This is a genomic window from Nocardioides sp. HB32 (assembly GCF_054058995.1).
In genome coordinates, this window is sequence record NZ_JBSSBS010000001.1 from 1249084 (window position 1) to 1269620 (window position 20537).

Here is a 20537-nt window from a genome sequence, read left to right on the forward strand (position 1 = left end):
GGCTAGAGGGTCGCGCGCCTCGGCAGGTACGGCGCACGCCCGGCCTCGCCGACGTACACGTCGAGGATCGCCTGGTGGGTCCTGTCGCCCTCGACAGCGGACTGGTTGGCGACCAGCACCCGCTTGCCGAGGAACGTCGCGCTGCACGGGGTGTCGAACGGGATCGGCGAGCCGTTGTCTCCGGTCAGCGGCGCGTCCGGGAAGCGCGCCACCTCTTCTCCCGCTGCGGTCAGCTCGACGAGCTGGTTCGACAGCCCGGCGAGGGCGACGTACAGGTGGCCGGACCGCCCGATGCCGAAGCCGTCCGGCAGGTCGCCGGGCTGTGAGGTCCACAGCGTCTCGAGCTCTCCGGGCGAGCCGTCGCCTCGGACCGGCAGCCGGTAGAGAGCCCCGTTGGTCGGCAGGTCGCTGCCGTCGCTCACGGTCTGCTGGGTGATGAGGAAGTCGTGCCGGCCGGGGCGGTAGCGGATGCCGGTGGTGCCGAACCCGATCGCGCCCGCCAGCGCCGGCGACTCGAGCCACCGCTGGGGCGTGTGCGAGCCGTGCGGCAGCCGCCAGATCACGCCCTGGCCGTAGTCGGTGACGTAGAGCGCGCCGCCCGGGCCCCACGAGGCATAGTTGGGGATCGCGCCCTCCGGGAAGGTCGCCACCCGGTGGAACCTCCCGGTCGTCACGTCGAGGGTGAGGACCGACCTCGTCGAGGTCTCCAGGAGAACCAGCCGCCCTCTCCTCGTCTGGTTCGCGACCTGCACGCCGTGGTCCTCGTCGAGGTGCTGGCCGGGCACCCGCCAGGACCGCAGCAGGGCGCCGTCCTTCGTCCACTCGAACACCCTCGACGGCACCGTGCTGCCCGACGAGATGTAGGTGCCGGCGTACACCCGGCCGTTCGTGTGCACGTGCACGTACGCCGGGTAGCCCGGCGCCGGGACCAGCGAGAACACCTGGGTGTCCCACTTCTCTCGAGGTACGGCGGCCGCAGGAGCGGCCACCAGGAGTGCCGCGACCAGCACGGCGAGCAGCCGCCTCACAGCTGCTCCCCCACCTCGATCGCGGCGCGTTCGCCGGCCCGCACCGCGCCGTCCATGTAGCCGGTCCAGTACGTCGAGGTCTCGGTGCCCGCCCAGTGCACGCGGCCGAACGGCCTCCGGATCGCCGAGCCGAACTGCAGCATCGTGCCCGGCGCGTAGTTGGCCACCGGACCGCCGGTCGTCCAGCGCTCCTCGGTCCAGTCGTGCTCGACGTAGTCGATCGGGTGCAGGGCCTCGTCGCCGAACATCGCGGCGAACCCCTCGAGCACGGCCTGCTTGCGCTCGGCCCGGGACAGCACGCCGTACTGGCGCCAGGTCCCGCCGCCGACGAACGCGAGCAGCACGCCGGGCTCGCCCTCCTTCGGGCAGTTGTCGAAGACGGCCCGGCACGCGCCGGAGTCGTTGATGCCGAAGCCGTTGAGGCCCGCCTGGCGCCAGAACGGCTTCGCGTAGACGGCGTCGCACTTCATCAGCTGGCCCATGTCGAGGTGGCGGAGGAGCTGCAGGCGCTTGGCCGGGAGCTTAGGGAACCAGTCGATGTCGAGCACCAGCGGCGGGGGAGCCGCGACGATCGCGCGCCTCGCGCGGACCACGCCGCGGGCGCTGTGCACCACGACGTGCCCGTCCTTCTGCTCGATCCGGCGCACGGGCGCGCGCAGCGTCACGATGTCGCCGAGCTTCTTCGCCAGGCCGAGCGGGATGAGCTGCGAGCCGCCGACGAACCGGCGCTCCTGGGCGCCGTCGGCGGTGTCGGAGTTGCGCGAGAAGGTGCCGGGGTTCTGCTCGTTGCCCGAGCACGCGACGTACCAGAGGACGTAGAGGAGCGAGAGCTCGTTGGGGTCGGCGCCGAAGCCGGGCTGGGTCCAGCACTCGATGAGGTTCTCGACGCCCTCGCCGTTGACGGCGTTCGCGCGGATCCACTCGCCGAGCGTCTGGGCGTCCCACTCGGCCGCGCTCGGGTGCGTCCACGGCGCGGCGACGTCGATCTCCGCCGCCATGTTGTCGATCCGCTGCAGCAGCACGGCGGCGTCGGGGAGGATCGTCGGGTCCGGGGGGACGGTCCCGGAGTACTCCATCCGGCCGGTGGTCGAGGAGACGTAGACGCTCGACCCGGTGTTGTACTCCAGGAACGTCGGGACCTTCAGCTCCTTCGCCAGGGCGGCGATGTGGTCCTGCGTCGGGCCGATGAACGCGCCCCCGGACTCGATGGTCGCGCCGTGGGTGCCCGGTCCGGACAGGTGGTGGTTGAGCACCCGGCCGCCGACCCGGTCGCGGGCCTCGAGGAGCAGCACGTCGTGCCCCGTGCGGGCGAGCTCGCGCGCGGCGACGAGCCCGGAGATGCCGCCGCCGACCACGACCGCGTCGACCTGCTTCGGCAGGGAGCCCTGCCGTGAGGCGGCGGCGACGGCCTCGTGCAGGGCGCCGGTGCCGAGCAGGGCTCCGGTGGCGGCGGCACTGCCGAGGAGGGATCGGCGCGTGAGCGTCATGGCGGCTCCTGGGGTTGAATGTGAACGTGTGTCAGATTCGGTTTCGTACCCTACACTCGTCGCCATGCCTGCGGCTGCGATCCCGACCACATCCCCGAAGCGACGGGTCCCGCGGCAGGAGCGCAGCCGTCGCCGCGTCGAGGGTCTCCTCGACGCGGCGGCGCGGCTGGTGGTGGAGCGGGGCGTCGAGGCCCTGACGACCCGCGACATCGCGGAAGCCGCCGGCGCCCCGGTCGCCTCGCTGTACCAGTACTTCGCCGACAAGGAGGACGTCCTCCTCGCGCTTGCCCAACGAGACATGGACGAGATGGACACGCAGGTCGCGGACGACCTGGCGGCGCTCGAGGTGCTGTCGGTCGCGTCCCTGGTGCGCACCACGATGGGCGCGTACGTCGCGGTCTACCGCCGCCGCCCCGCGTTCGTGGAGATCTACCTCCGCGGCCGGACCAACCTCGCCGTGCACCGGTTCGGGCGCGAGCACAACGCGAGCACCGCCAAGATGCTGCTCGAGTACGCCGTCGGCTCCGGCCTGGCCCGGCCCGACATCGACCTCGAGATCGCGACCCTGGCCGTCGAGGTCGGCGACCGCGTCTTCCAGCTCGCCTACGAGCACGACGACGCCGGGAACCAGCGCCTCGTCGAGGAGGGCATCACGATGATGACCGCCTACCTCGAGCGCTACGCCACCCCCGCCGGCCTGAAGGGGGTCAGGCAGTGAGCCTGCGTGAGCAGGTCGCCGCCGCGTCGCGGCGGCTGGCGGCCGAGGGACTCCTCATCGGGACCGCAGGCAACGTCTCGGCCCGCGAGGGCGACCGGATCGCGGTCACCGGCACGGGTGTCGTGCTCGGCGAGTGCGTCGCCGACGACGTGACCGTCGTGTCCCCGACCGGCGAGGTGCTCGAGGGCACACTCGTCCCCACCTCGGAGCTCGACCTGCACCTGGGCGTCCACGCCGGCAGCGGATCGGCCGCGGTCGTCCACACGCACGCGCCGTACTCCACCGCGGCGGCGTGCGTCCTCGTCGAGCTGCCGGTGCTGCACTACCAGCAGCTGCTGCTGGGCGGAGAGGTGCGCGTCGCGCCGTACGCGACGTTCGGGACGCCCGAGCTCGCCGACGGTGTGCTCGCCGCGCTGCACGGCCGGCAGGCCGCGCTGATGGCCAACCACGGCTCCGTCGCGGTCGGCGCCACCCTCGCGAAGGCGGTGGAGAACGCGTTGCTGCTCGAGTGGCTCGCTGCCCTCCACCACCGCGCCACCGCGCTCGGCACCCCGCGGCTGCTCACCGAGCAGCAGCAGCTCGACGTCATCACCCAGGCCCTGCAGACCAGCTACGGCACGACCCAGGAGAACCCCCGATGAAGATCGCCACCGTCGGCGTCCACGTCCTCGACACCCACGTGATCGGGATCGAGTCGATCCCGGACGGCTCGGACGGCCAGCTGGTCGAGACGATCCGGATGTCCCCGGCAGGTACCGCGGGCGGGACCGCCGTCGTGCTCAGCCGGCTCGGCGCCGAGGTGCTGTCCTTCGGTGCCGTGGGCACCGACCCGATCGCGGACACCCTGCTCGCACTGCTGTCCCGCGAGGGCGTGGACGTGAGCGGGCTCGTCCGCAAGCCCGGCCACCAGACCTCGGCGTCGGTGATCCCGGTGCGCCCGAACGGCGACCGCCCGGCGTGGCACTGCATCGGCGCGAACGGCGCCTTCACCCTCGACGACCTGGACCTGGCGGACCTGGACGGCATCACGCACGTGCACCTCGGTGGGCCGGAGTTCCTGGGCGGCGAGGCGGCCGGCAAGCTGCTCGCCCACGCGCGCTCGACCGGTGCCGTGACCTCGCTCGACATCCTCGCACCGGGCGACCCGGACCTGCTGGCCTGGATCGGCGACGCGCTCCCGCACACCGACTACCTGCTGCCGAACGACGAGCAGGTGCTGGGCTTCACCGGCGCCTCGTCACTGGCCGACGGCGCCCGCGCGCTCGTCGACGCGGGCGCCGGCTGCGTGGCGGTGACCCAGGGCAGCAAGGGCGCCCTGGTCGTCACCGCGGACGAGGTGATCGAGGTGCCGGCGTATCCGATCGACGTGGTGGACACGACCGGCTGCGGCGACGCGTTCTCCGCCGGGTTCCTGCGCGGGCTGTCGCTGGGTCTCGACCTGGGGGCCGCTGCCCGGCTCGGCTGCGCGACGGCCGCGCAGGTGGCGACGGGCCTCGGCACCGACGCGGGGAGCTACGACCTCGACACCGTGGTGGCCCTCGCCGGCTAGCGGTTCGGGCGCTGGAGGCGATCGAGGAACGCCACCAGGAGCGCCTCGCGCATCCGCGGCGAGGCCAGGTCGAGCATCGCGTTCACCTCAGCCATCCGGTCGGGCAGCGCCAGGCCGCCCGGCCGGTCGCCGGCACCGACCAGACCCGCGGCGACCAGCAGCCCGTCGAAGTCCTCCTCGGAGAGGATCGCCGGGTCGAGGGCCTCGATGAACGCGGCGACGCCGGGGTCGACGCCGACGGGCCCCGCGGCGACGGCCGCCGCGACCGCCTCGCGGAGCGCGCCGAGGAGCTCGTCCACGTGCGCGTTCGTCGCCGCGCTGACCGAGAGGTGGATGGTCGCGGGCCAGCCGCCGTGGCCCATCTGCGGCTGGACGTACCACCCGCGCGCGGCCATCTCGTCGCAGACGGTGAACGGGTCGCAGGTCGCGTCGGTCGCTAGCGCGAGCAGGGTGGAGTCGGGCGGGACGACCAGGCGCAGGGCAGCGATGTCGGCGACGCCTGCCACGATCCGGTCGACGGCTTCGAAGACCTCTCGGGAGAGGAGCTCGTACCCCGTGTCGCCCAGCGACCGCACCACCGCCCACGCGCCGGCCAGGGGCCCGCCCGACTTCGTGGACTGCATCGTGGAGTTGAGCATTGTGTAGCCCGGCCAGTCGGCGTGCGCGAAGTACTGCGGGCGGCGGTGCTCCGACGTGCGGTGCAGCAGGACCGACGTGCCCTTGGGTGCGTAGGCGTACTTGTGCAGGTCGACCGAGATCGACGTGACGCCGTCGACGGCGAACGTCCACGGCGGGACCGGGCGACCCAGTCGGGCGGCGTACGGCAGCACCCAGCCACCGATGCACGCGTCGACGTGGCAGCGGAGGCCGCGCTCGGCCGCCGCGGCCGCGACCTCGCTGACCGGGTCGACGACCCCGTGGGCATAGGACGGCGCGGACACGACCGCGAGCACGGTGCGGTGCAGGTCGTCGTCGAGCGCGGCGGCCATCGCGGCCGGGTCGACGCGGAAGTCGGGTCCGACCGGCACGACCACGGCCTCGACCCGGAAGTAGTGCGCGGCCTTCAGGAACGCCGCGTGCACGGTCGACGGCACCACCATGCGCGGGTGTTCGACGTCCGGGCGGCTGTCGCGGGCCGACTGCACCGCGAGCAGGCACGACTCGGTGCCGCCGGAGGTGACGGTGCCGACCGCGGTGCCGGGTGCGTCCAGGAGGTCCGCGGTGAATCCGACCAGGTCGTTCTCCATCTGGAGCAGGCTCGGGAACGCCGTGGGGTCGAGGCCGTTCGAGCCGGCGTACGCCGCGACGGCCTCGCGGCCGATGCGGTCGACGTCCGGCAGCCCGGAGTCGTAGACGTAGGCCAGGGTGCGGCCGCCGTGCACCGGGAGGTCGGCGGCCTGCATCTCGCGCAGGCGGGCGAGGGCGTCGCTCATGCCGGCACGCTCTCATTGACCTCGTCGGCGCTCAGCGAGTACCTCCGCAGCCACCACAGGCTGGCCAGGACCAGCACCGCCGGCAGCACCGAGAAGCCGAGGGTGATCGCGGTGAGCGCGGAGTCGGGCTGGAGGACGTGCTCGTCGTCGGTCGAGGACCGGTAGCCGCCGATCGCGAGGACGAGCGCGAAGATCGCAGGGCCGAGCGCGAGGCCCAGCGTCTCGCCGGCGGTCCACACGCCGGTGTAGACGCCGGCCCGGTTGGAGCCGGTGCGCCGGGCGTCGACCGCCGCGGCGTCCGGGAGCATCGCCATCGGGAACACCTGGCAGCCGGCGTACCCGACGCCGACGAGCACGACCGCGAGGTAGACCAGCGCGGCCGGCGCCACCTGCGCCGTCGCGGCGAGCAGGGCGCCGGCGGCGAGGAAGGCCGAGGAGGCGACGTACCCGCTCTTCTTGCCGATGCGGGTGCCGATCGCTGCCCAGGCGGGCGTGAGCAGGAGGGCGGGGCCGACGAAGCAGACGAACAGGATCGTCGAGGCCCCGTCCTTGCCCAGCACGTTCCTCGCGAGGTAGTCGACGCCGGCGAGCATGCAACCGGTGGCGAGCGCCTGGATCACGAACGTCGTGAGCAGCCAGCGGAAGTCCCGCGCGGTCGCGACGATGCGCAGCTGGTCGCGCAGGCCACCGGCGCCCGGCTGCGGCGCGGTGACCGGAGCGCGGCGGGTCCCGACGTACGCGCTGACCACCCCGACCAGGATGATCACGGCCATCACGACGCCCATCACCCGGTAGCCGGCCCGGCCACCGACCGCGTCGCGGATCGCCGGCGCGGTCGCGCCGGCGAGCATGATCGTGAAGGCCAGGATCGCGACCCGCCACGTCATCAGCCGGGTGCGCTCGTCGTACGACGCGGTCAGCTCGGCGGGCATCGCGACGTACGGCACCTGGAAGAAGGCGTACGCCGTCGCGCAGGCCAGGAAGAGCGCGAGCACCCACAGCGCCTCGAGTCCCACCGCCATGTCCGGAGCCGCGAACAGCAGCGCGAACCCGGCCGCCAGGCCCAGGCCGGCGCGCAGCAACCACGGCCGGCGCGGGCCGCGCGGGTCGACCGTCCGATCGCTGATCCGGCCCGCGACCGGGTTCAGGACGACGTCCCACGCCTTGGGGAGGAACACGATGAACCCGGCCGCGAGCGCGGCGATGCCGAGGCTGTCGGTGAGGTAGGGCAGCAGCATCAGGCCCGGGACCGTGCCGAAGGCGCCGGTGGCCACGGAGCCCGACCCGTAGCCCACCCGGACGGAGCGCGGCAGGCTGTCGGTCGCTGGCATGCCCGCAAACTAGCGGGCCTCAGCGGGAGAGCGCCCGCGAACCCCCGGACCCGTAGCGCCGGCTCGGGTTCGAGCCGATGCTGTCCGTGGACGGGGCGGGCTTCTTCGCCGCAGTCTTCTCCGCGGCAGTCTTCTTCGCGGGGGCCGCCTTCTTCGCCGGCGCCGCCTTCTTGCGCGTCGCGGGCTTCTTCCTCGGCACGACGCCCTTCGGATCGTCGGTGCCCGACCACTGCTCGATCCACTCGTCCAGCACCCGCCACGTCGTACCCCGCGCGGCGCGGCCGGTGAGCATGCCGAGGTGGCCGCCCGGGACGATCTCGAAGCGGACGTCCCGCGCGCCGGACAGGAGCGGCACGACGGCCCTGACCGCCGCGACCGGGGCGATGCCGTCGGTGGCGCCCGCGAAGACGAGGACGGGTGCCTTGATGTCGGCGAGCGAGACCTCGTGGGCGCCGACGAGGACCGAGCCCGCCGCGAGGGCGTTCCCCTTCGCGAACCGGTGGTACAGCTGCCCGAAGCTGCGTCCCGGGTACGCCGTCATCTGCGCCGTGAACCGGTCCACCGCCTCGAGCTGCGCCAGGAAGTCGGCGTCGTCGAGGTGGGTGGCGATCGCGATCGGCTTGGTGACGAGCTTCTGGAACGACGAGAGCTGGAACGCCCACCGGACCAGCGGCGTGGGCGCGCCGCCGGCCGCGCGGTAGGCGCGCGTCACCAGCCCGTGCCCACGGGTCAGGTCGAGCAGCGGCCGCAGCGGCGCGACCAGCGGCACCTTGGTGACGTCGACCGGGGAGCCGATCACCGACAGCGACGCGATGGGCAGGTCGGGGGCGTCCGCGGCCGCGAGCATCGCGAAGATGCCGCCGAGGCTCCAGCCGACCACGTGCACGGGGCGCCCGCCAGCGTGGGCGGACACCTCGCGCACAGCCGTCGGCACGACCTCCTCCACCCAGTGCTCGAGGCCGAGGTTGCGGTCGCGGAACGAGACGTTGCCGTACTCCACGAGGTACGTCGGCCGCCCGCCCTCGACGAAGTGCTGGACCACCGAGCAGCCGCGCCGGAGGTCGAAGCAGATCGCCGGCGCGGCCAGTGGGGTGACCAGCAGGACCGGGTCGCCCTGGGCGCGGACGTTGACCGCGGGTCGGTAGTGGTACACCTCGCGCAGCGTGCCCTCGTCGATGAGCGTGCGCGGCATCGGGCGGAGATCGGCGAGCCCGCCGTACATCACGACGTGGGCCACGTTGCCCGCGGCGGCGACCAGCTGGTCGGGCTTGGGCACCAGGTCCATGGCGGGAGACTACGGGTCAGGAGCGCTTCGCGGGGCGGACCGTCTTGCCGTGCGACGGCCGCACCGACGACAGCTCGTGCAGGAACGACCGCGCCCAGGCGGAGACGTCGTGCTGCGTGACGGTCTTCCGCATCGCCCGCATCCGCCGGGCGAGGTCGCGCCCGTCGGCGTCGTAGGCCTCCCGGAGCGCCGCCTTCATGCCGTTGATGTCGTACGGGTTCACCAGCCAGGCCTGCCGCAGCTCCTCGGCGGCGCCGGCGAACTCCGAGAGCACGAGCGCGCCGTCATCCTCGAACCGGCACGCGACGTACTCCTTCGCGACCAGGTTCATCCCGTCGCGCAACGGCGTGACGACCATGACGTCGGCGGCCCGGAAGAACGCCGCCATCTCCTCGCGCGGATACGACGAGTGCAGGTAGTGGATGACCGGCTGTCCGATCTTCCCGAGGTCGCCGTTGATCCGGCCGACGAGGCGCTCGATGTCGTCGCGGAGGATGCGGTACTGCTCGACCTGCTCGCGCGACGGGGTCGCGACCTGGACGAACACGGCGTCCTCCACGTCGAGGCTCCCCTCGGCGATCAGCTCGCCGAACGCGCGCAGCCGGGCGTAGATGCCCTTGGTGTAGTCGAGCCGGTCCACACCCAGGAAGATCCGGCGCGGGTTGCCGACCGCCTCGCGGATCTCCTTGGCGCGCTCCGTGACCTCGGGCGAGCGGGCCAGGTCCTCGTACGCCGTCGCGTCGATCGAGATCGGGAACGCCGCCGCGCGCACCATCCGGCCGTCGGGCAGGTAGACGAGGTCGCGGTGCGTCTTGTGGCCGACGCGCCTGCGGACCAGCCGGATGAAGTTCTGGGCGGCACCGCTGAGCTGGAAGCCGACCAGGTCCGCGCCCAGCAGCCCCTCCAGGAGCTGCCGCCGCCACGGCAGCTGGGAGAACAGTTCGTTGGGCGGGAACGGGATGTGCAGGTAGAACCCGATGCGCAGGTCGGGGCGCAGCTCGCGCAGCATCGCCGGCACCAGCTGCAGCTGGTAGTCGTGCACCCACACCGTCGAGTGCTCGGCGGCGACCTCCGCGGCGCGCTCCGCGAAGCGGCGGTTGACCGACACGTAGGCGTCCCACCACTTCCGGTGGAACTCCGGCTTGGCGACCACGTCGTGGTACAGCGGCCAGAGGGTCGCGTTCGAGAACCCCTCGTAGAAGTCGGAGATCTCCTCGGCCGTCATCGTCATCGGCACCAGGTCGAGGCCGTCGTCCTGGAACGGCTGGAGGTCCTGCTCGGTGCCGCCCGGCCAGCCGATCCAGATCCCGTCGTTCTCACGCATCACCGGCTCGAGCGCCGAGACCAGGCCCCCTGGCGAGCGCCGCCAGCCCGCTGAGCCGTCGGGCTCCTCCACGCGGTCCACGGGGAGGCGGTTCGCGACGATGACGAGGTCTGCAGAGCCGGGTGCACCCACGACGGTCACCCTAGTCCGCGCGCGAGGTGTCGGGCTCGCCCGACCGAGGTCCTCGGGCTGGCAGGATCGTGCCGAGGCCGCGGCGTTCCTAGCGTTGTCGGCATGACGGAGACGGTCAGCATGCCCACCCAGTTCCCGATCGCGGCGTCCGCAAGACCCCGCGGCGTCCGACGTGTCCTGTACGACACCGGCTACAACCTGTCGGCGTTCGTGATCGCCCTGGTGGCGTTCGTCGTCGTGCTGCTCGACATCGCGCTCGGCGTCTCGCTGTCGATCCTGATCGGCGGGGTCCTGCTGATCCCGGTCGGTGTCATGGTCGCCCGCGGGTTCGCGCGGTTCGAGCGGATCCGGATGCGCGGCATGCTCGGCAAGGAGGCGCCCGCCCCGCGGTACCTCTGCGCACCCGAGGGCTCCGGCTTCTGGCGCCGCATGCTGACCCCGCTCCGGGACCCCCAGTCGTGGCTGGACGTCGTCTGGTCGCTGGTCGGCCTGGTGACCGGGACGCTCGCGTTCGCCGTCGCCGTGGTGTGGTGGGCCGCCATGCTGACCGGCCTGACCTACTGGTTCTGGCAGATGTGGATCCCGGACAACCCGGACGACGAGGGCCTGGCCGAGCTGATCGGCCTCGGCAGCGGGCGTACGGCCGAGAGCCTCCTCAACCTCGCGATCGGGGTGCTGCTCCTGGTGACCCTGCCGTTCGCCATGCGGTTGGCGGCGCTGATCCACTCCAGCCTGGCCTCGGTGCTGCTGTGCAGCCGCGCCGAGCTCCAGGACCAGGTGGTGCGGGTCGAGGACAGCCGCGACGCCGCCCGGCTGGCCGAGGCCGAGTCGCTGCGCCGGCTCGAGCGCGACATCCACGACGGGCCCCAGCAGCGGCTGGTGCGGCTGACCATGGACCTCGGCCGGGCCAGGAAGCAGGTCGCCGACGACCCCGACCGCGCCGCCGCCACGCTCGACGAGGCGCTCACGCAGGCCCGCGAGACGGTCGCCGAGCTGCGCTCGCTGTCCCGCGGCATCGCACCGCCGCTGCTGGTCGACCGGGGGCTCGCGGCCGCCCTCGAGGAGATGCTGACGCACAGCGTCGTGCCGGTCTCGAGCCGGATCGAGGTGCCGGAGCAGCTGCCGCCGCACGTGGAGACCGCGGTCTACTTCGTGGTCGCCGAGGCCCTCACCAACGTCGCCAAGCACAGCGGCGCGAAGTCCGCGGACGTCGCGGTCGTCCTCGACGGCGGCACTGTGGTGGTGCGGGTCGAGGACGACGGTGTCGGCGGCGCGCACCCGGCCAAGGGCCTGGGCCTCGCCGGGCTGCGCCAGCGGCTCTCTGCCGTCGACGGCACCCTCGAGATCACCTCCCCGGAGTGGGGCGGCACGACGCTGGTCGCGAGGATCCCTGCATGAGGATCGTGGTCGCCGACGACTCGCTGCTGCTCCGTGAAGGGCTCCAGCTCCTGCTCACCGAGGCCGGCCACACGGTGGTCGGCTCCGTGGGCGACGGCCCGGCGTTCGTCTCCTCGATGCTCGAGGAGCGGCCGGACCTCGGCATCGTCGACGTCCGGATGCCGCCCAGCCACACCGACGAGGGGCTGCGCTCGGCGGTGGAGGTGCGCCGTACCTGGCCGGACGCGAAGCTCCTGGTGCTCTCGCAGTACGTCGAGGTGTCCTACGCCGACGACCTGCTCGCGGCCGGCACGGGCGGCGTCGGATACCTGCTCAAGGACCGGGTCAGCGACCTCGACGACTTCCTCGGCTCGGTGGCCGCGGTCGCCGCCGGCGGCACCGTGCTCGACCCGCTGGTCGTGCGGCAGCTGATGGGCCGCCACCGCGACCCGATCGCCGACCTCACGCCGCGCGAGCGCGAGGTGCTGTCGCTGATGGCCGAGGGGAAGTCGAACGCCGCGATCGCCGCCGCACTTACGGTGTCGCTCGCCGGGGTCGAGAAGCACACCCAGCGGATCTTCGCGAAGCTCGGCCTCGCGCCGGACGACGACGCCCAGCACCGCCGGGTCGCCGCGGTCCTCGCCTTCCTCCGCAGCTGACGGCGCGCGCAGCGTCAGGCGGGGAAGCTGACGCCGACCTGCGCGCGCACCTCGTCCATCTGGCGCATGATCGCCAGCGTCTGGGCGTGGGGGACCAGCGGGCTCTCGCGCCGTCCCGCCTTCAGGCAGCGACCGACCTCCACGATCTCGTGGGCGTACCCGCGGCCCAGGAGCGGCTGGCCGGGCTCGATCGCCTCCGGGTCCCCGATCACCACGGTGTCGTTGGTGTCACCGGTCGTGTACGACGTGAACACGATCCGCGAGGGGTGGTGGAAGTCGTCGACGTCGATCCGCCCGAGGTCGGTCGCGATGCCGGCGCGACGGCTGGACCACGACGTCATCGACGCGCTCAGGGTGGCCAGCGCGCCGGCCGGGTAGCGGCCGGCGATTGCGACGTCGAGGTCGATGCCCCGGTCGGAGAGCTCGGCGGTCGCGGCCAGCGAGAGGGCCTCGCCGAGCATCAGGTGGGCGAAGGTCAGGGGGTAGACCCCCATGTCGAGCAGCGCGGAGGCGCCGAGGCCCGGGTCGAGCATCCGGTCCGCCGGGGGCGCGTCGACCCGGAACCCCAGCTCGGCGTGCAGCTGGCGCGGCGTACCGAGCTCACCGGACGCGAGCCGCTCGCGCAGCGTGATCACGGCCGGGTGGCACGCGGTCCACATCGCCTCCATGAGGAACCGGTCGTGGACGCCGGCGAGCCGCACCATCTCCTCGGCCTCGGCGACCGTCAGCGTGAGGGGCTTCTCGCAGAGCACGTGCTTGCCGGCCTCGAGGCAGAGCCGAGCGTTGTCCAGGTGCAGGGCGTGCGGGGTGGCGATGTAGACGACCTCGACGGCGGGGTCCGCCACCAGCTCCTCGTAGGAGCCGTACGCCGTGCCGCCGTGCTCGGCCGCGAACGCGCGAGCACTCTCGGGCCGGCGCGAGCCCACGGCGACCAGCTCCGCACCGGGAACCAGCGCCAGGTCGCGCGCGAACGTGTGCGCGATCCTGCCGGTCGCGAGGATGCCCCACCGGGTCGTCATGGGGCGAGACTAGCGACGCGCCCGCGAGGCGAATGACATCGTTGTGGTTCGTCACCTACAGTGAAGCCTGACCTGCTTTGTAGGACGTGATCCCGGAGGACCGCATGGACGCCGCGAACGCTCTCGGTGGCGCCGCCGACGCCACGCCGGCGTTGAGCGACCGCGACCGCGAGATCCTCGACTTCGAGCGCCAGTGGTGGAAGTACGCCGGCGCGAAGGAGACCGCGGTCCGGGAGAAGTTCGACATGTCCTCGACGCGGTACTACCAGGTCCTCAACGCCCTGATCGACCGCCCCGAGGCGCTCGAGGCGGACCCCCTGCTGGTCCGCCGGCTGCGTCGGCTCCGCTCCGCCCGCCAGCGCCAGCGGTCGGCGCGCCGCCTGGGCTTCGAGGTCTGAGGTGCGCACCCGCAACCAGCGCGGCGTCGCGATGCCGTCCCCGGTCGTGATGCTCAGCGTGATCGCCGTGGCGATGGCCGGCATCGCCTTCGTCGCGACCCGCGGCGCGGAGCCGACCGAGCGCGAGGTCACCACCGTCTCCGACACTCCGACCGGCGCCCCGACCGGCACCCCGACCGGGACGCCGTCCCCGACGTTCACCCCGTCGAAGGATCCGAAGCCGCAGCCGCCGAAGGTGCAGCGCGGCAAGGTCTACGTCGAGGTCTACAACAACTCCGGCATCACCGGCCTCGCCGGACAGGTCGGCGAGCGGGCCACGGGGATCGGCTGGCAGGTCGTCGGCTCCGACAACTGGTACGGCACCATCCCGGCGACGACGGTGTACTACCCGGCCAAGCTCAAGGCCGCCGCGAAGCAGCTCGCCCTCGACCTGGGCATCAAGCGCACCGCCCCCGCCGTCGACCCGATGCGGCTCGACCGGCTGACGGTGATCCTCACGGGGCCGCTGTCCTGAGCTCACCTCCGGGTGACAGGCTGGGAGGCATGGAGTTCACCTCGCCCGAGGGGGAGCACAAGTACGCCGCGCTCGTGCGCGCCGCCGACCGGGCGGTCGTCGGACTCGACTTCGACGGGACACTCGCCCCGATCGTGGACGACCCGGAGCGCGCGCACATCCACGCGGAGGCGGGCGACGTCCTCGTCGACCTCGCCGACGTGGTCGCCGCCGTCGCGGTGATCACCGGGCGCCCCGCGCGCCAGGCCCTCGACCTCGGCGGGCTGGAGGCGGTCGGCAACACCATCGGCGACCACGGCAAGGAGCTCTACCTGTTCGGGCAGTACGGCAACGAGCGGTGGAGCTCGACCCGCCGCCGGATCGTCTCGCCCCGGCCGCCGCAGGGGCTGGCGACGTTCCTGCGGGACCTCCCGCGCACGCTCCGCAACGCCGACGCCGCGGACGCCTGGGTCGAGGACAAGGGCCTCGCCCACGCGGTGCACACCCGGCGGATGGCCGATCCCGACGCGGCGTTCCAGCGGCTGCTCGGGCCCCTGCGCGACCTCGCGGACCGCAACGGGCTGGTCCTCGAGCCCGGCCGGAACGTGATCGAGGTGCGGGCGCCCGGCATGGACAAGGGTCGGGCCGTGGAGGCGCTGGTCGAGGAGGTGGGCGCCGGTGCGTTCCTCTTCGCCGGCGACGACCTCGGCGACGTCGAGGCGTTCGAGGCGGTCGCCGCCCTGGCCAAGGAGGGGATGCCGACGCTGCTGGTCTGCTCGGCCTCCGACGAGGTGAGCGCGCTGGCCGAGCGCGCCGATGTCGTGGTCCGCGGACCCGAGGGAGTGCTCGACCTGCTCCGGCGGCTCACGGCCGACGCGCGTTCGTCCTGAGCGAACAGGAGGGCCTCTCCGGAACACCGGCCGCACCCGGGGCGTTCTGGAGGCATGTCCCTGAAGCTGCCTGTTCTCTTCGTCTCTGACCTGGTCGTCCTGCCCGGCATGGTCGTGCCGCTGGAGCTCGACGACGCCGCGCACGCCGCGATCGACGCCGCCCGCGCCGGCAGCGACAGCCAGGTCCTGGTGGCCCCGCGTCTCGAGGACCGCTACGCGTCGTACGGCGTCGTGGCGACCGTCGAGCGCGTCGGCCGATTCTCCGGCGGCAGCCCCGCTGCCGTCCTCAAGGCCGGTCCCCGCGCCCGCATCGGCAGCGGCGTCTCCGGTCCCGGTGCCGCCCTGTGGGTCGAGGTCGAGCCGGTCGACGACGTCGTCACCGACCACGCCCGTGAGCTCGCCGAGGAGTACAAGCGGCTCGTCGTCGCCGTGCTCCAGCGCCGCGAGGCCTGGCAGGTCATCGACACCGTGCACCAGATGTCCGACCCGGCGGCGATCGCGGACGCGGCCGGCTACGCGCCGTACCTCTCCATCGACCGCAAGCGCGAGCTCCTCGAGGACCCCGACGTGGAGTCGCGGCTCGAGAAGCTGATCGGCTGGACCCGCGACTACCTCGCCGAGGCCGAGCTCACCGACAAGATCGGTGAGGACGTGCGCGACGGCATGGAGAAGCAGCAGCGCGAGTACCTGCTGCGCCAGCAGCTCGCCGCGATCCGCAAGGAGCTCGGCGAGGGCGAGCCCGAGGGCGCGGAGGACTACCGCGCCCGGGTCGAGTCCGCCGACCTGCCCGAGGGCGTCCGCGAGGCCGCGCTGAAGGAGGTCGACAAGCTCGAGCGCTCCAGCGAGCAGAACCCCGAGGCGGCGTGGATCCGCACCTGGCTCGACACCGTGCTCGAGCTGCCCTGGGGCGTGACGACCGACGACGTCAACGACGTCGTGGCGGCGCGCGCCGTGCTCGACGCCGACCACCACGGCCTCGACGAGGTCAAGGAGCGGATCGTGGAGTACCTCGCCGTGCGCGCCCGGCGTGCCGAGCGTGGCCTCCAGGTCGTCGGCGGCCGCGGCTCCGGCGCGGTCATCCTGCTCGCCGGGCCTCCGGGAGTCGGCAAGACCTCGCTGGGCGAGTCCGTCGCCCGCACCATGGGCCGGAAGTTCGTCCGGGTCGCCCTCGGCGGCGTCCGCGACGAGGCCGAGGTCCGTGGGCACCGGCGGACGTACGTCGGCGCGCTCCCCGGCCGCATCGTCCGGGCCATCAAGGAGGCCGGGTCTATGAACCCGGTCGTGCTGCTCGACGAGGTCGACAAGGTCGGCTCGGACTACCGGGGCGACCCGGCGGCGGCGCTGCTCGAGGTGCTGGACCCGGCGCAGAACCACACCTTCCGCGACCACTACCTCGAGCTCGACCTGGACCTGTCGGACGTGCTGTTCATCGCGACCGCCAACGTCGTCGAGCAGATCCCGTCCGCGCTGCTGGACCGGATGGAGCTGGTCACGCTGGACGGCTACACCGAGGACGACAAGGTCGCGATCGCCCGCGACTTCCTGCTGCCCCGGCAGCTGGAGCGGGCGGCGCTGACCGCCGACGAGGTGAGCGTGTCCGACGCGGCGCTCCGCGAGATGGCCGCCAGCTACACCCGCGAGGCCGGCGTACGCCAGATGGAGCGGCTGCTCGCGAAGGCGCTGCGCAAGGCGGCCACCCGCCTGGCGACCGGCGAGACGCACGTCGACATCGACGTACCCCAGCTCAAGGACCTGGTCGGGCGGCCACGGTTCACGCCGGAGACGCACGAGCGGACCTCGGTCCCGGGTGTCGCGACCGGTCTCGCGGTCACCGGTCTCGGTGGCGACGTGCTCTTCATCGAGGCGTCCGCGTCGGAAGGCACCGCCGGACTCACCCTGACCGGCCAGCTCGGCGACGTGATGAAGGAGTCCGCGCAGATCGCGCTGTCCTTCGTCCACGCCCACGCGGCCGAGCTCGGCGTCGAGCCGGCGTTCTTCGAGAAGGCGATCCACGTGCACGTGCCGGCCGGCGCGACGCCCAAGGACGGACCGTCCGCGGGTATCACGATGGTCACCGCGCTCACGTCCCTCGCGACCGGTCGCCCGGTGCGTTCGGAGGTCGGCATGACCGGCGAGGTGACCCTCAACGGCCGGGTGCTGCCCATCGGTGGCCTCAAGCAGAAGCTGCTCGCCGCCCAGCGCAACGGACTCACCGAGGTCTTCGTGCCGCTGCGCAACGAGCCCGACCTGGACGACGTGCCCGCCGACGTGCTCGAGTCGGTCACGGTGCACGTGGTCGGCGACGTGCTCGACGTCGTCCGCGGCGCCCTCGTCCCCGCCCCCTCCGAGGCTCGGGGCGCCACCGCCGCCGCCTGACGTCCGCGTAGTCCCTGCCCAAAATGCTCTCGACACGCCGTGCCGACGACATTTTCGGCAGGGACTACCGCGTTCGCACGTCCAGCATGCGGATGCGGTGTGCACATGCTGAGACGGCCCGCGTACAGTTCCTGACAGCTCATCCAGAGGGACAGAGGGATACGGCCCTGTGAAGTCCCGGCAACCGCCGCGAGCCTCCGCCGCCCGGAACATCGGGAAGCGGTTCGCGGAAACGGTGCCAATTCCGCCCGGCGCGACCGTCGCAGCCGGGGAAGATGAGAAGGAGGACTCATGAGCGCCGCTGTCGTCGAGAAGGCATCCACCACCCGTGAGGGCGCGTTCGGCAACGCCGTCGCCCTGTCCTGCCGGGAGTGCGGCCACCGGGTCGACCTCGGGCCCTTCTACGCGTGTCCGGAGTGCTTCGGCCCGCTGGAGATCGCCTACGAGTTCGGCGAGGTCACCCGCGAGCAGATCGAGGCCGGACCCGCGAACATCTGGCGCTACAAGGCGCTGCTGCCGGTCCCGTCCGACATCGAGCAGAGCCCGAACATGGAGCCCGGCTTCACCCGGCTCCTCAAGGCGGACAACCTCGGCGCCGAGCTCGGCATCGCCGACCTGTGGGTGAAGGACGACTCCACCAACCCCACCAACTCCTTCAAGGACCGGGTGGTCGCCTGCGCGCTGAGCGCCGCTCGCGAGCTGCACGCCAAGGTCTTCGCCTGCCCCTCGACCGGCAACCTCGCGAACGCCGTCGCCGCCGCGGGCGCCCGCGCCGGCATCAAGACCGTCGTGTTCATCCCGAGCAACCTCGAGCAGCCCAAGCAGGTCAACAGCGCGGTCTTCACCGACTCGCTGGTCGCGGTCGACGGCAACTACGACGACGTGAACAAGCTCGCCTCGGAGATCGCCGGCGAGGAGGACGGCTGGGCGTTCGTGAACGTCAACGTCCGCCCGTACTACGCCGAGGGATCGAAGACCCTGGGCTACGAGATCGCCGAGCAGCTCGGCTGGCGGCTGCCGGACCAGATCGTGATCCCGGTCGCGAGCGGCTCGCAGCTGACCAAGGTGCACAAGGCGTTCCAGGAGCTGATCGCGCTCGGCCTGGTCGAGGACAAGCCGTACCGGGTCTTCGGCGCGCAGGCCGAGGGCTGCTCGCCGGTCTCCGGCGCCTACAAGGCGGGCGTCGACGCGATCCGCCCGGTCAAGCCGGACACCATCGCCAAGAGCCTCGCGATCGGCAATCCCGCCGACGGCATCTACGTGCTCGACATCTGCCGTGGGACCGGCGGCGCGGTCGAGGACGTCACCGACGACCAGGTCCGCGAGGGCATCGTGCTGCTGGCCCGCACCGAGGGCATCTTCACCGAGACCGCCGGCGGTACGACGGTCGCCGTACTCAAGAAGCTCGTCGAGACCGGCCAGCTCGACGCGTCCCTCGAGACCGTCGTCATCAACACCGGCCACGGGCTCAAGACCCTCGACGCCGTCTCCGGCTCGGTCGCCCCGGCGGCCACCATCGCACCGACGTACGCCGCCTTCGCCGCCACCGGCCTCGCCTGAAAGGGAGTCGCATGTCAGTCTCCGTCCGGATCCCGACCATCCTGCGCACCTACACCGGGGGCGAGTCCGAGGTCACCGCCTCGGGCGCGACCCTCGCCGAGGTTCTCGACGACCTCGACGGGAACTACAGCGGCATCAAGGGCCGGATCCTCGACGAGTCCGGCGAGCTGCGCAGGTTCGTCAACGTCTACGTCGACAACGACGACGTGCGTTTCCTCGACAACCTGGCCACGCCCACGCCCGACGGCACCCAGATCTCGGTGATCCCGGCGGTCGCGGGCGGCTGCTGATCCCGCGTCACAGCTGGGCGCGGCGCTCGATGAGGTGGGTGCGCTCGGCGAGGTTCGAGCAGCGGCCGATGGCTTCGTCGTACGCCGTGCCGGCCTCGGCGGACCGACCGAGCCGGGCGAGCAGCTCGGCGCGGGTGGCGGGCAGCCGGTGGCCGGGGAGCACCAGCCCGTCGAGCAGCGCGAGCCCCGCGGCCGGGCCGGACGCCTCGGCGACCGCGACCGCGCGGTTGAGCCGGACGACCGGCGAGCCGGTGAGCTCCTCGAGCTCCTCGTAGCGCGCCGCGATCCGGTCCCAGGCCGTCGCGGAGGCGGTCGGCGCGATCGCGTGCTCGGCCGCGACCAGCGCCTGGAGGAGGTACGGCGAGGGTGCCGCGTCGACCCACGGCCGCAGCAGGTCGAGCGCGGCGCTGATCTCGGCGGTGTGCCAGCGGCTGCGGTCCTGGTCCGGCAGCAGCACCAGCCGGTCACCGTCCACCCGGGCGTCCCGGCGCGAGTGCTGGAGCAGCATCAGCGCGAGCAGCGCGTCCAGCTCGGTGTCCACGTACGACAGCACGGAACGCAGCACCTGCACCAGCCGGATCCCCTCGCCGGCCACGTCCGCGCGCAGCACGTCGGGGCCCGAGCCCGGCGCGTAGCCGGTCGTGAACGCGAGGTAGGCGACGTCGGCCACCACCGCCACCCGAGGAGCCAGGTCGGCGGGTACTGCGAACGACTCGCCGGCGAGCCTCTTGCGCGCTCGGGTCAGCCGGGCGGCCATCGTGGGCGTCGGCACCAGGAACAGCCGCGCGATGTCGTCGGTCGGCACGCCCAGCACCAGCCGGAGCGTCAGGGCCGCCGCCGACTCCCGCGGCAGCGACGGGTGCGCGCAGAGCAGGACCAGGCGCAGCCGCTCGTCGACCACGGTCTCACCGGCATCTGCCATGAACGCCTGCGCCTCCTCCTGCACCGACGCCTCGACCGCGAGCATCGGCAGCTTCCGGGCCGCGACGCCCTCGCTGCGCAGCCGGTCGACGATCCGCCGGCGGGCAGCGGTGAGCAGCCACGCGGGCGGGTTGTCCGGCGGCACCGTCCAGGTCCGCGCGGCGGCCTCGAAGGCGTCGGCGAGGCCGTCCTCGGCGAGATCGAGCCGGCGGAACTGCGCGACCAGCAGGGCCAGCAACCGGCCCCACTCGTCCCGCAGCACCGCGG

19 protein-coding genes and 1 riboswitch are annotated in these 20537 nt (G+C 72.8%); of the genes, 11 read left to right on the top strand and 8 right to left on the bottom strand.

Translation table 11 applies throughout. The features are described from left to right. Window positions 1-2: 2 nt before the first annotated feature. Together ACVW2K_RS06345 and ACVW2K_RS06350 are read right to left on the bottom strand one after the other, a co-directional pair. Window positions 3-1028 carry a hypothetical protein gene (locus ACVW2K_RS06345; RefSeq protein WP_457201946.1) on the bottom strand — a complete coding sequence of 342 codons (1026 nt, stop codon included), beginning with the start codon at window positions 1026-1028 and terminating at the stop codon, window positions 3-5. Then, a complete protein-coding gene (locus ACVW2K_RS06350; RefSeq protein ID WP_457201947.1) occupies window positions 1025-2515 on the bottom strand; it encodes an FAD-dependent oxidoreductase in 1491 nt (496 codons plus the stop codon). Before ACVW2K_RS06350 ends, ACVW2K_RS06345 begins: the two co-directional genes overlap by 4 nt. A 64-nt stretch (window positions 2516-2579) precedes the next feature. Between ACVW2K_RS06350 and ACVW2K_RS06355 the strand changes: the two genes are divergently transcribed. The 3 genes from ACVW2K_RS06355 to ACVW2K_RS06365 are packed head-to-tail and all read left to right on the top strand — an operon-like array spanning window position 2580 to window position 4782. Further along, the gene (locus tag ACVW2K_RS06355; RefSeq protein ID WP_457201948.1) at window positions 2580-3233 is read left to right on the top strand and encodes a TetR/AcrR family transcriptional regulator; all 654 of its coding nucleotides are present in this window, start codon (window positions 2580-2582) and stop codon (window positions 3231-3233) included. After that, entirely contained in the window at window positions 3230-3874 is a 645-nt protein-coding gene (locus ACVW2K_RS06360) for a class II aldolase/adducin family protein (protein WP_457201949.1), read from the top strand. Before ACVW2K_RS06355 ends, ACVW2K_RS06360 begins: the two co-directional genes overlap by 4 nt. After that, complete coding sequence (locus tag ACVW2K_RS06365; RefSeq protein WP_457201950.1) at window positions 3871-4782, top strand: carbohydrate kinase family protein; 912 nt, start codon at window positions 3871-3873, stop codon at window positions 4780-4782. Before ACVW2K_RS06360 ends, ACVW2K_RS06365 begins: the two co-directional genes overlap by 4 nt. On the opposite strand, the gene ACVW2K_RS06370 is transcribed toward ACVW2K_RS06365, so the two are convergent. Genes ACVW2K_RS06370 through ACVW2K_RS06385 form a run of 4 tightly spaced genes read right to left on the bottom strand, consistent with a single transcriptional unit; the run spans window position 4779 to window position 10287 of the window. Then, window positions 4779-6215 (bottom strand): pyridoxal phosphate-dependent decarboxylase family protein, encoded by a 1437-nt coding sequence (locus ACVW2K_RS06370; protein WP_457201951.1) that lies wholly within the window; start codon window positions 6213-6215, stop codon window positions 4779-4781. The genes ACVW2K_RS06365 and ACVW2K_RS06370 overlap by 4 nt on opposite strands. Continuing rightward, entirely contained in the window at window positions 6212-7546 is a 1335-nt protein-coding gene (locus ACVW2K_RS06375) for an MFS transporter (protein ID WP_457201952.1), read from the bottom strand. Before ACVW2K_RS06375 ends, ACVW2K_RS06370 begins: the two co-directional genes overlap by 4 nt. A 19-nt stretch (window positions 7547-7565) precedes the next feature. Beyond that, the gene (locus tag ACVW2K_RS06380; RefSeq protein WP_457201953.1) at window positions 7566-8831 is read right to left on the bottom strand and encodes an alpha/beta fold hydrolase; all 1266 of its coding nucleotides are present in this window, start codon (window positions 8829-8831) and stop codon (window positions 7566-7568) included. 16 nt (window positions 8832-8847) lie between these two features. Then, window positions 8848-10287, bottom strand: a complete 1440-nt coding sequence (locus ACVW2K_RS06385; RefSeq protein WP_028636487.1) for a trehalose-6-phosphate synthase — start codon at window positions 10285-10287, stop codon at window positions 8848-8850. 102 nt (window positions 10288-10389) lie between these two features. Here ACVW2K_RS06385 and ACVW2K_RS06390 point away from each other — a divergent pair, with 102 nt between their 5' ends. Both ACVW2K_RS06390 and ACVW2K_RS06395 read left to right on the top strand, forming a co-directional pair. Further along, the gene (locus tag ACVW2K_RS06390) at window positions 10390-11685 is read left to right on the top strand and encodes a sensor histidine kinase (protein WP_457201954.1); all 1296 of its coding nucleotides are present in this window, start codon (window positions 10390-10392) and stop codon (window positions 11683-11685) included. Next, window positions 11682-12323 carry a LuxR C-terminal-related transcriptional regulator gene (locus tag ACVW2K_RS06395; RefSeq protein ID WP_028636485.1) on the top strand — a complete coding sequence of 214 codons (642 nt, stop codon included), beginning with the start codon at window positions 11682-11684 and terminating at the stop codon, window positions 12321-12323. Before ACVW2K_RS06390 ends, ACVW2K_RS06395 begins: the two co-directional genes overlap by 4 nt. Window positions 12324-12337: 14 nt before the next feature. Here the strand turns inward: ACVW2K_RS06395 and ACVW2K_RS06400 are convergent, their stop codons facing one another. After that, window positions 12338-13342, bottom strand: coding sequence for a Gfo/Idh/MocA family protein (locus ACVW2K_RS06400; protein WP_457201955.1), 1005 nt, complete (start codon window positions 13340-13342; stop codon window positions 12338-12340). Window positions 13343-13446: 104 nt separating this feature from the next. Between ACVW2K_RS06400 and ACVW2K_RS06405 the strand changes: the two genes are divergently transcribed. The 6 genes from ACVW2K_RS06405 (at window position 13447) to ACVW2K_RS06430 (ending at window position 19349) form a co-directional block, all read left to right on the top strand. Continuing rightward, entirely contained in the window at window positions 13447-13740 is a 294-nt protein-coding gene (locus ACVW2K_RS06405) for a DUF3263 domain-containing protein (protein WP_028636483.1), read from the top strand. 1 nt (window position 13741) lies between these two features. Next, on the top strand, window positions 13742-14254 hold the full coding sequence (locus ACVW2K_RS06410) for a LytR C-terminal domain-containing protein (RefSeq protein WP_457201956.1): 513 nt from the start codon (window positions 13742-13744) through the stop codon (window positions 14252-14254). Window positions 14255-14283: 29 nt separating this feature from the next. Further along, a complete protein-coding gene (gene otsB, locus ACVW2K_RS06415) occupies window positions 14284-15123 on the top strand; it encodes a trehalose-phosphatase (RefSeq protein WP_028636481.1) in 840 nt (279 codons plus the stop codon). Window positions 15124-15177: 54 nt separating this feature from the next. Beyond that, a complete protein-coding gene (gene lon / locus ACVW2K_RS06420) occupies window positions 15178-17499 on the top strand; it encodes an endopeptidase La (RefSeq protein WP_457201957.1) in 2322 nt (773 codons plus the stop codon). Window positions 17500-17635: 136 nt separating this feature from the next. After that, a riboswitch (SAM riboswitch) is annotated at window positions 17636-17781 on the top strand. Between the two features lie 9 nt (window positions 17782-17790). Next, window positions 17791-19059 (top strand): threonine synthase, encoded by a 1269-nt coding sequence (gene thrC, locus ACVW2K_RS06425; protein ID WP_457201958.1) that lies wholly within the window; start codon window positions 17791-17793, stop codon window positions 19057-19059. Window positions 19060-19070: 11 nt separating this feature from the next. Next, window positions 19071-19349, top strand: coding sequence for a MoaD/ThiS family protein (locus tag ACVW2K_RS06430; protein ID WP_028636478.1), 279 nt, complete (start codon window positions 19071-19073; stop codon window positions 19347-19349). A 7-nt stretch (window positions 19350-19356) separates the two neighbouring features. Here the strand turns inward: ACVW2K_RS06430 and ACVW2K_RS06435 are convergent, their stop codons facing one another. Next, window positions 19357-20532 (bottom strand): RNA polymerase sigma factor, encoded by a 1176-nt coding sequence (locus tag ACVW2K_RS06435; RefSeq protein ID WP_457201959.1) that lies wholly within the window; start codon window positions 20530-20532, stop codon window positions 19357-19359. Between the last annotated feature and the right edge of the window lie 5 nt (window positions 20533-20537).

Bases quoted from the DNA above. Each gene is read 5' to 3' on its own strand.
- ACVW2K_RS06350 (WP_457201947.1), bottom strand. From the start codon at position 2,515: ATGACGCTCACGCGCCGATCCCTCCTCGGCAGTGCCGCCGCCACCGGA.
- ACVW2K_RS06355 (WP_457201948.1), top strand. From the start codon at position 2,580: ATGCCTGCGGCTGCGATCCCGACCACATCCCCGAAGCGACGGGTCCCG.
- ACVW2K_RS06365 (WP_457201950.1), top strand. From the start codon at position 3,871: ATGAAGATCGCCACCGTCGGCGTCCACGTCCTCGACACCCACGTGATC.
- ACVW2K_RS06370 (WP_457201951.1), bottom strand. From the start codon at position 6,215: ATGAGCGACGCCCTCGCCCGCCTGCGCGAGATGCAGGCCGCCGACCTC.
- ACVW2K_RS06375 (WP_457201952.1), bottom strand. From the start codon at position 7,546: ATGCCAGCGACCGACAGCCTGCCGCGCTCCGTCCGGGTGGGCTACGGG.
- ACVW2K_RS06380 (WP_457201953.1), bottom strand. From the start codon at position 8,831: ATGGACCTGGTGCCCAAGCCCGACCAGCTGGTCGCCGCCGCGGGCAAC.
- ACVW2K_RS06390 (WP_457201954.1), top strand. From the start codon at position 10,390: ATGACGGAGACGGTCAGCATGCCCACCCAGTTCCCGATCGCGGCGTCC.
- ACVW2K_RS06395 (WP_028636485.1), top strand. From the start codon at position 11,682: ATGAGGATCGTGGTCGCCGACGACTCGCTGCTGCTCCGTGAAGGGCTC.
- ACVW2K_RS06400 (WP_457201955.1), bottom strand. From the start codon at position 13,342: ATGACGACCCGGTGGGGCATCCTCGCGACCGGCAGGATCGCGCACACG.
- ACVW2K_RS06405 (WP_028636483.1), top strand. From the start codon at position 13,447: ATGGACGCCGCGAACGCTCTCGGTGGCGCCGCCGACGCCACGCCGGCG.
- otsB (WP_028636481.1), top strand. From the start codon at position 14,284: ATGGAGTTCACCTCGCCCGAGGGGGAGCACAAGTACGCCGCGCTCGTG.
- lon (WP_457201957.1), top strand. From the start codon at position 15,178: ATGTCCCTGAAGCTGCCTGTTCTCTTCGTCTCTGACCTGGTCGTCCTG.
- thrC (WP_457201958.1), top strand. From the start codon at position 17,791: ATGAGCGCCGCTGTCGTCGAGAAGGCATCCACCACCCGTGAGGGCGCG.
- ACVW2K_RS06430 (WP_028636478.1), top strand. From the start codon at position 19,071: ATGTCAGTCTCCGTCCGGATCCCGACCATCCTGCGCACCTACACCGGG.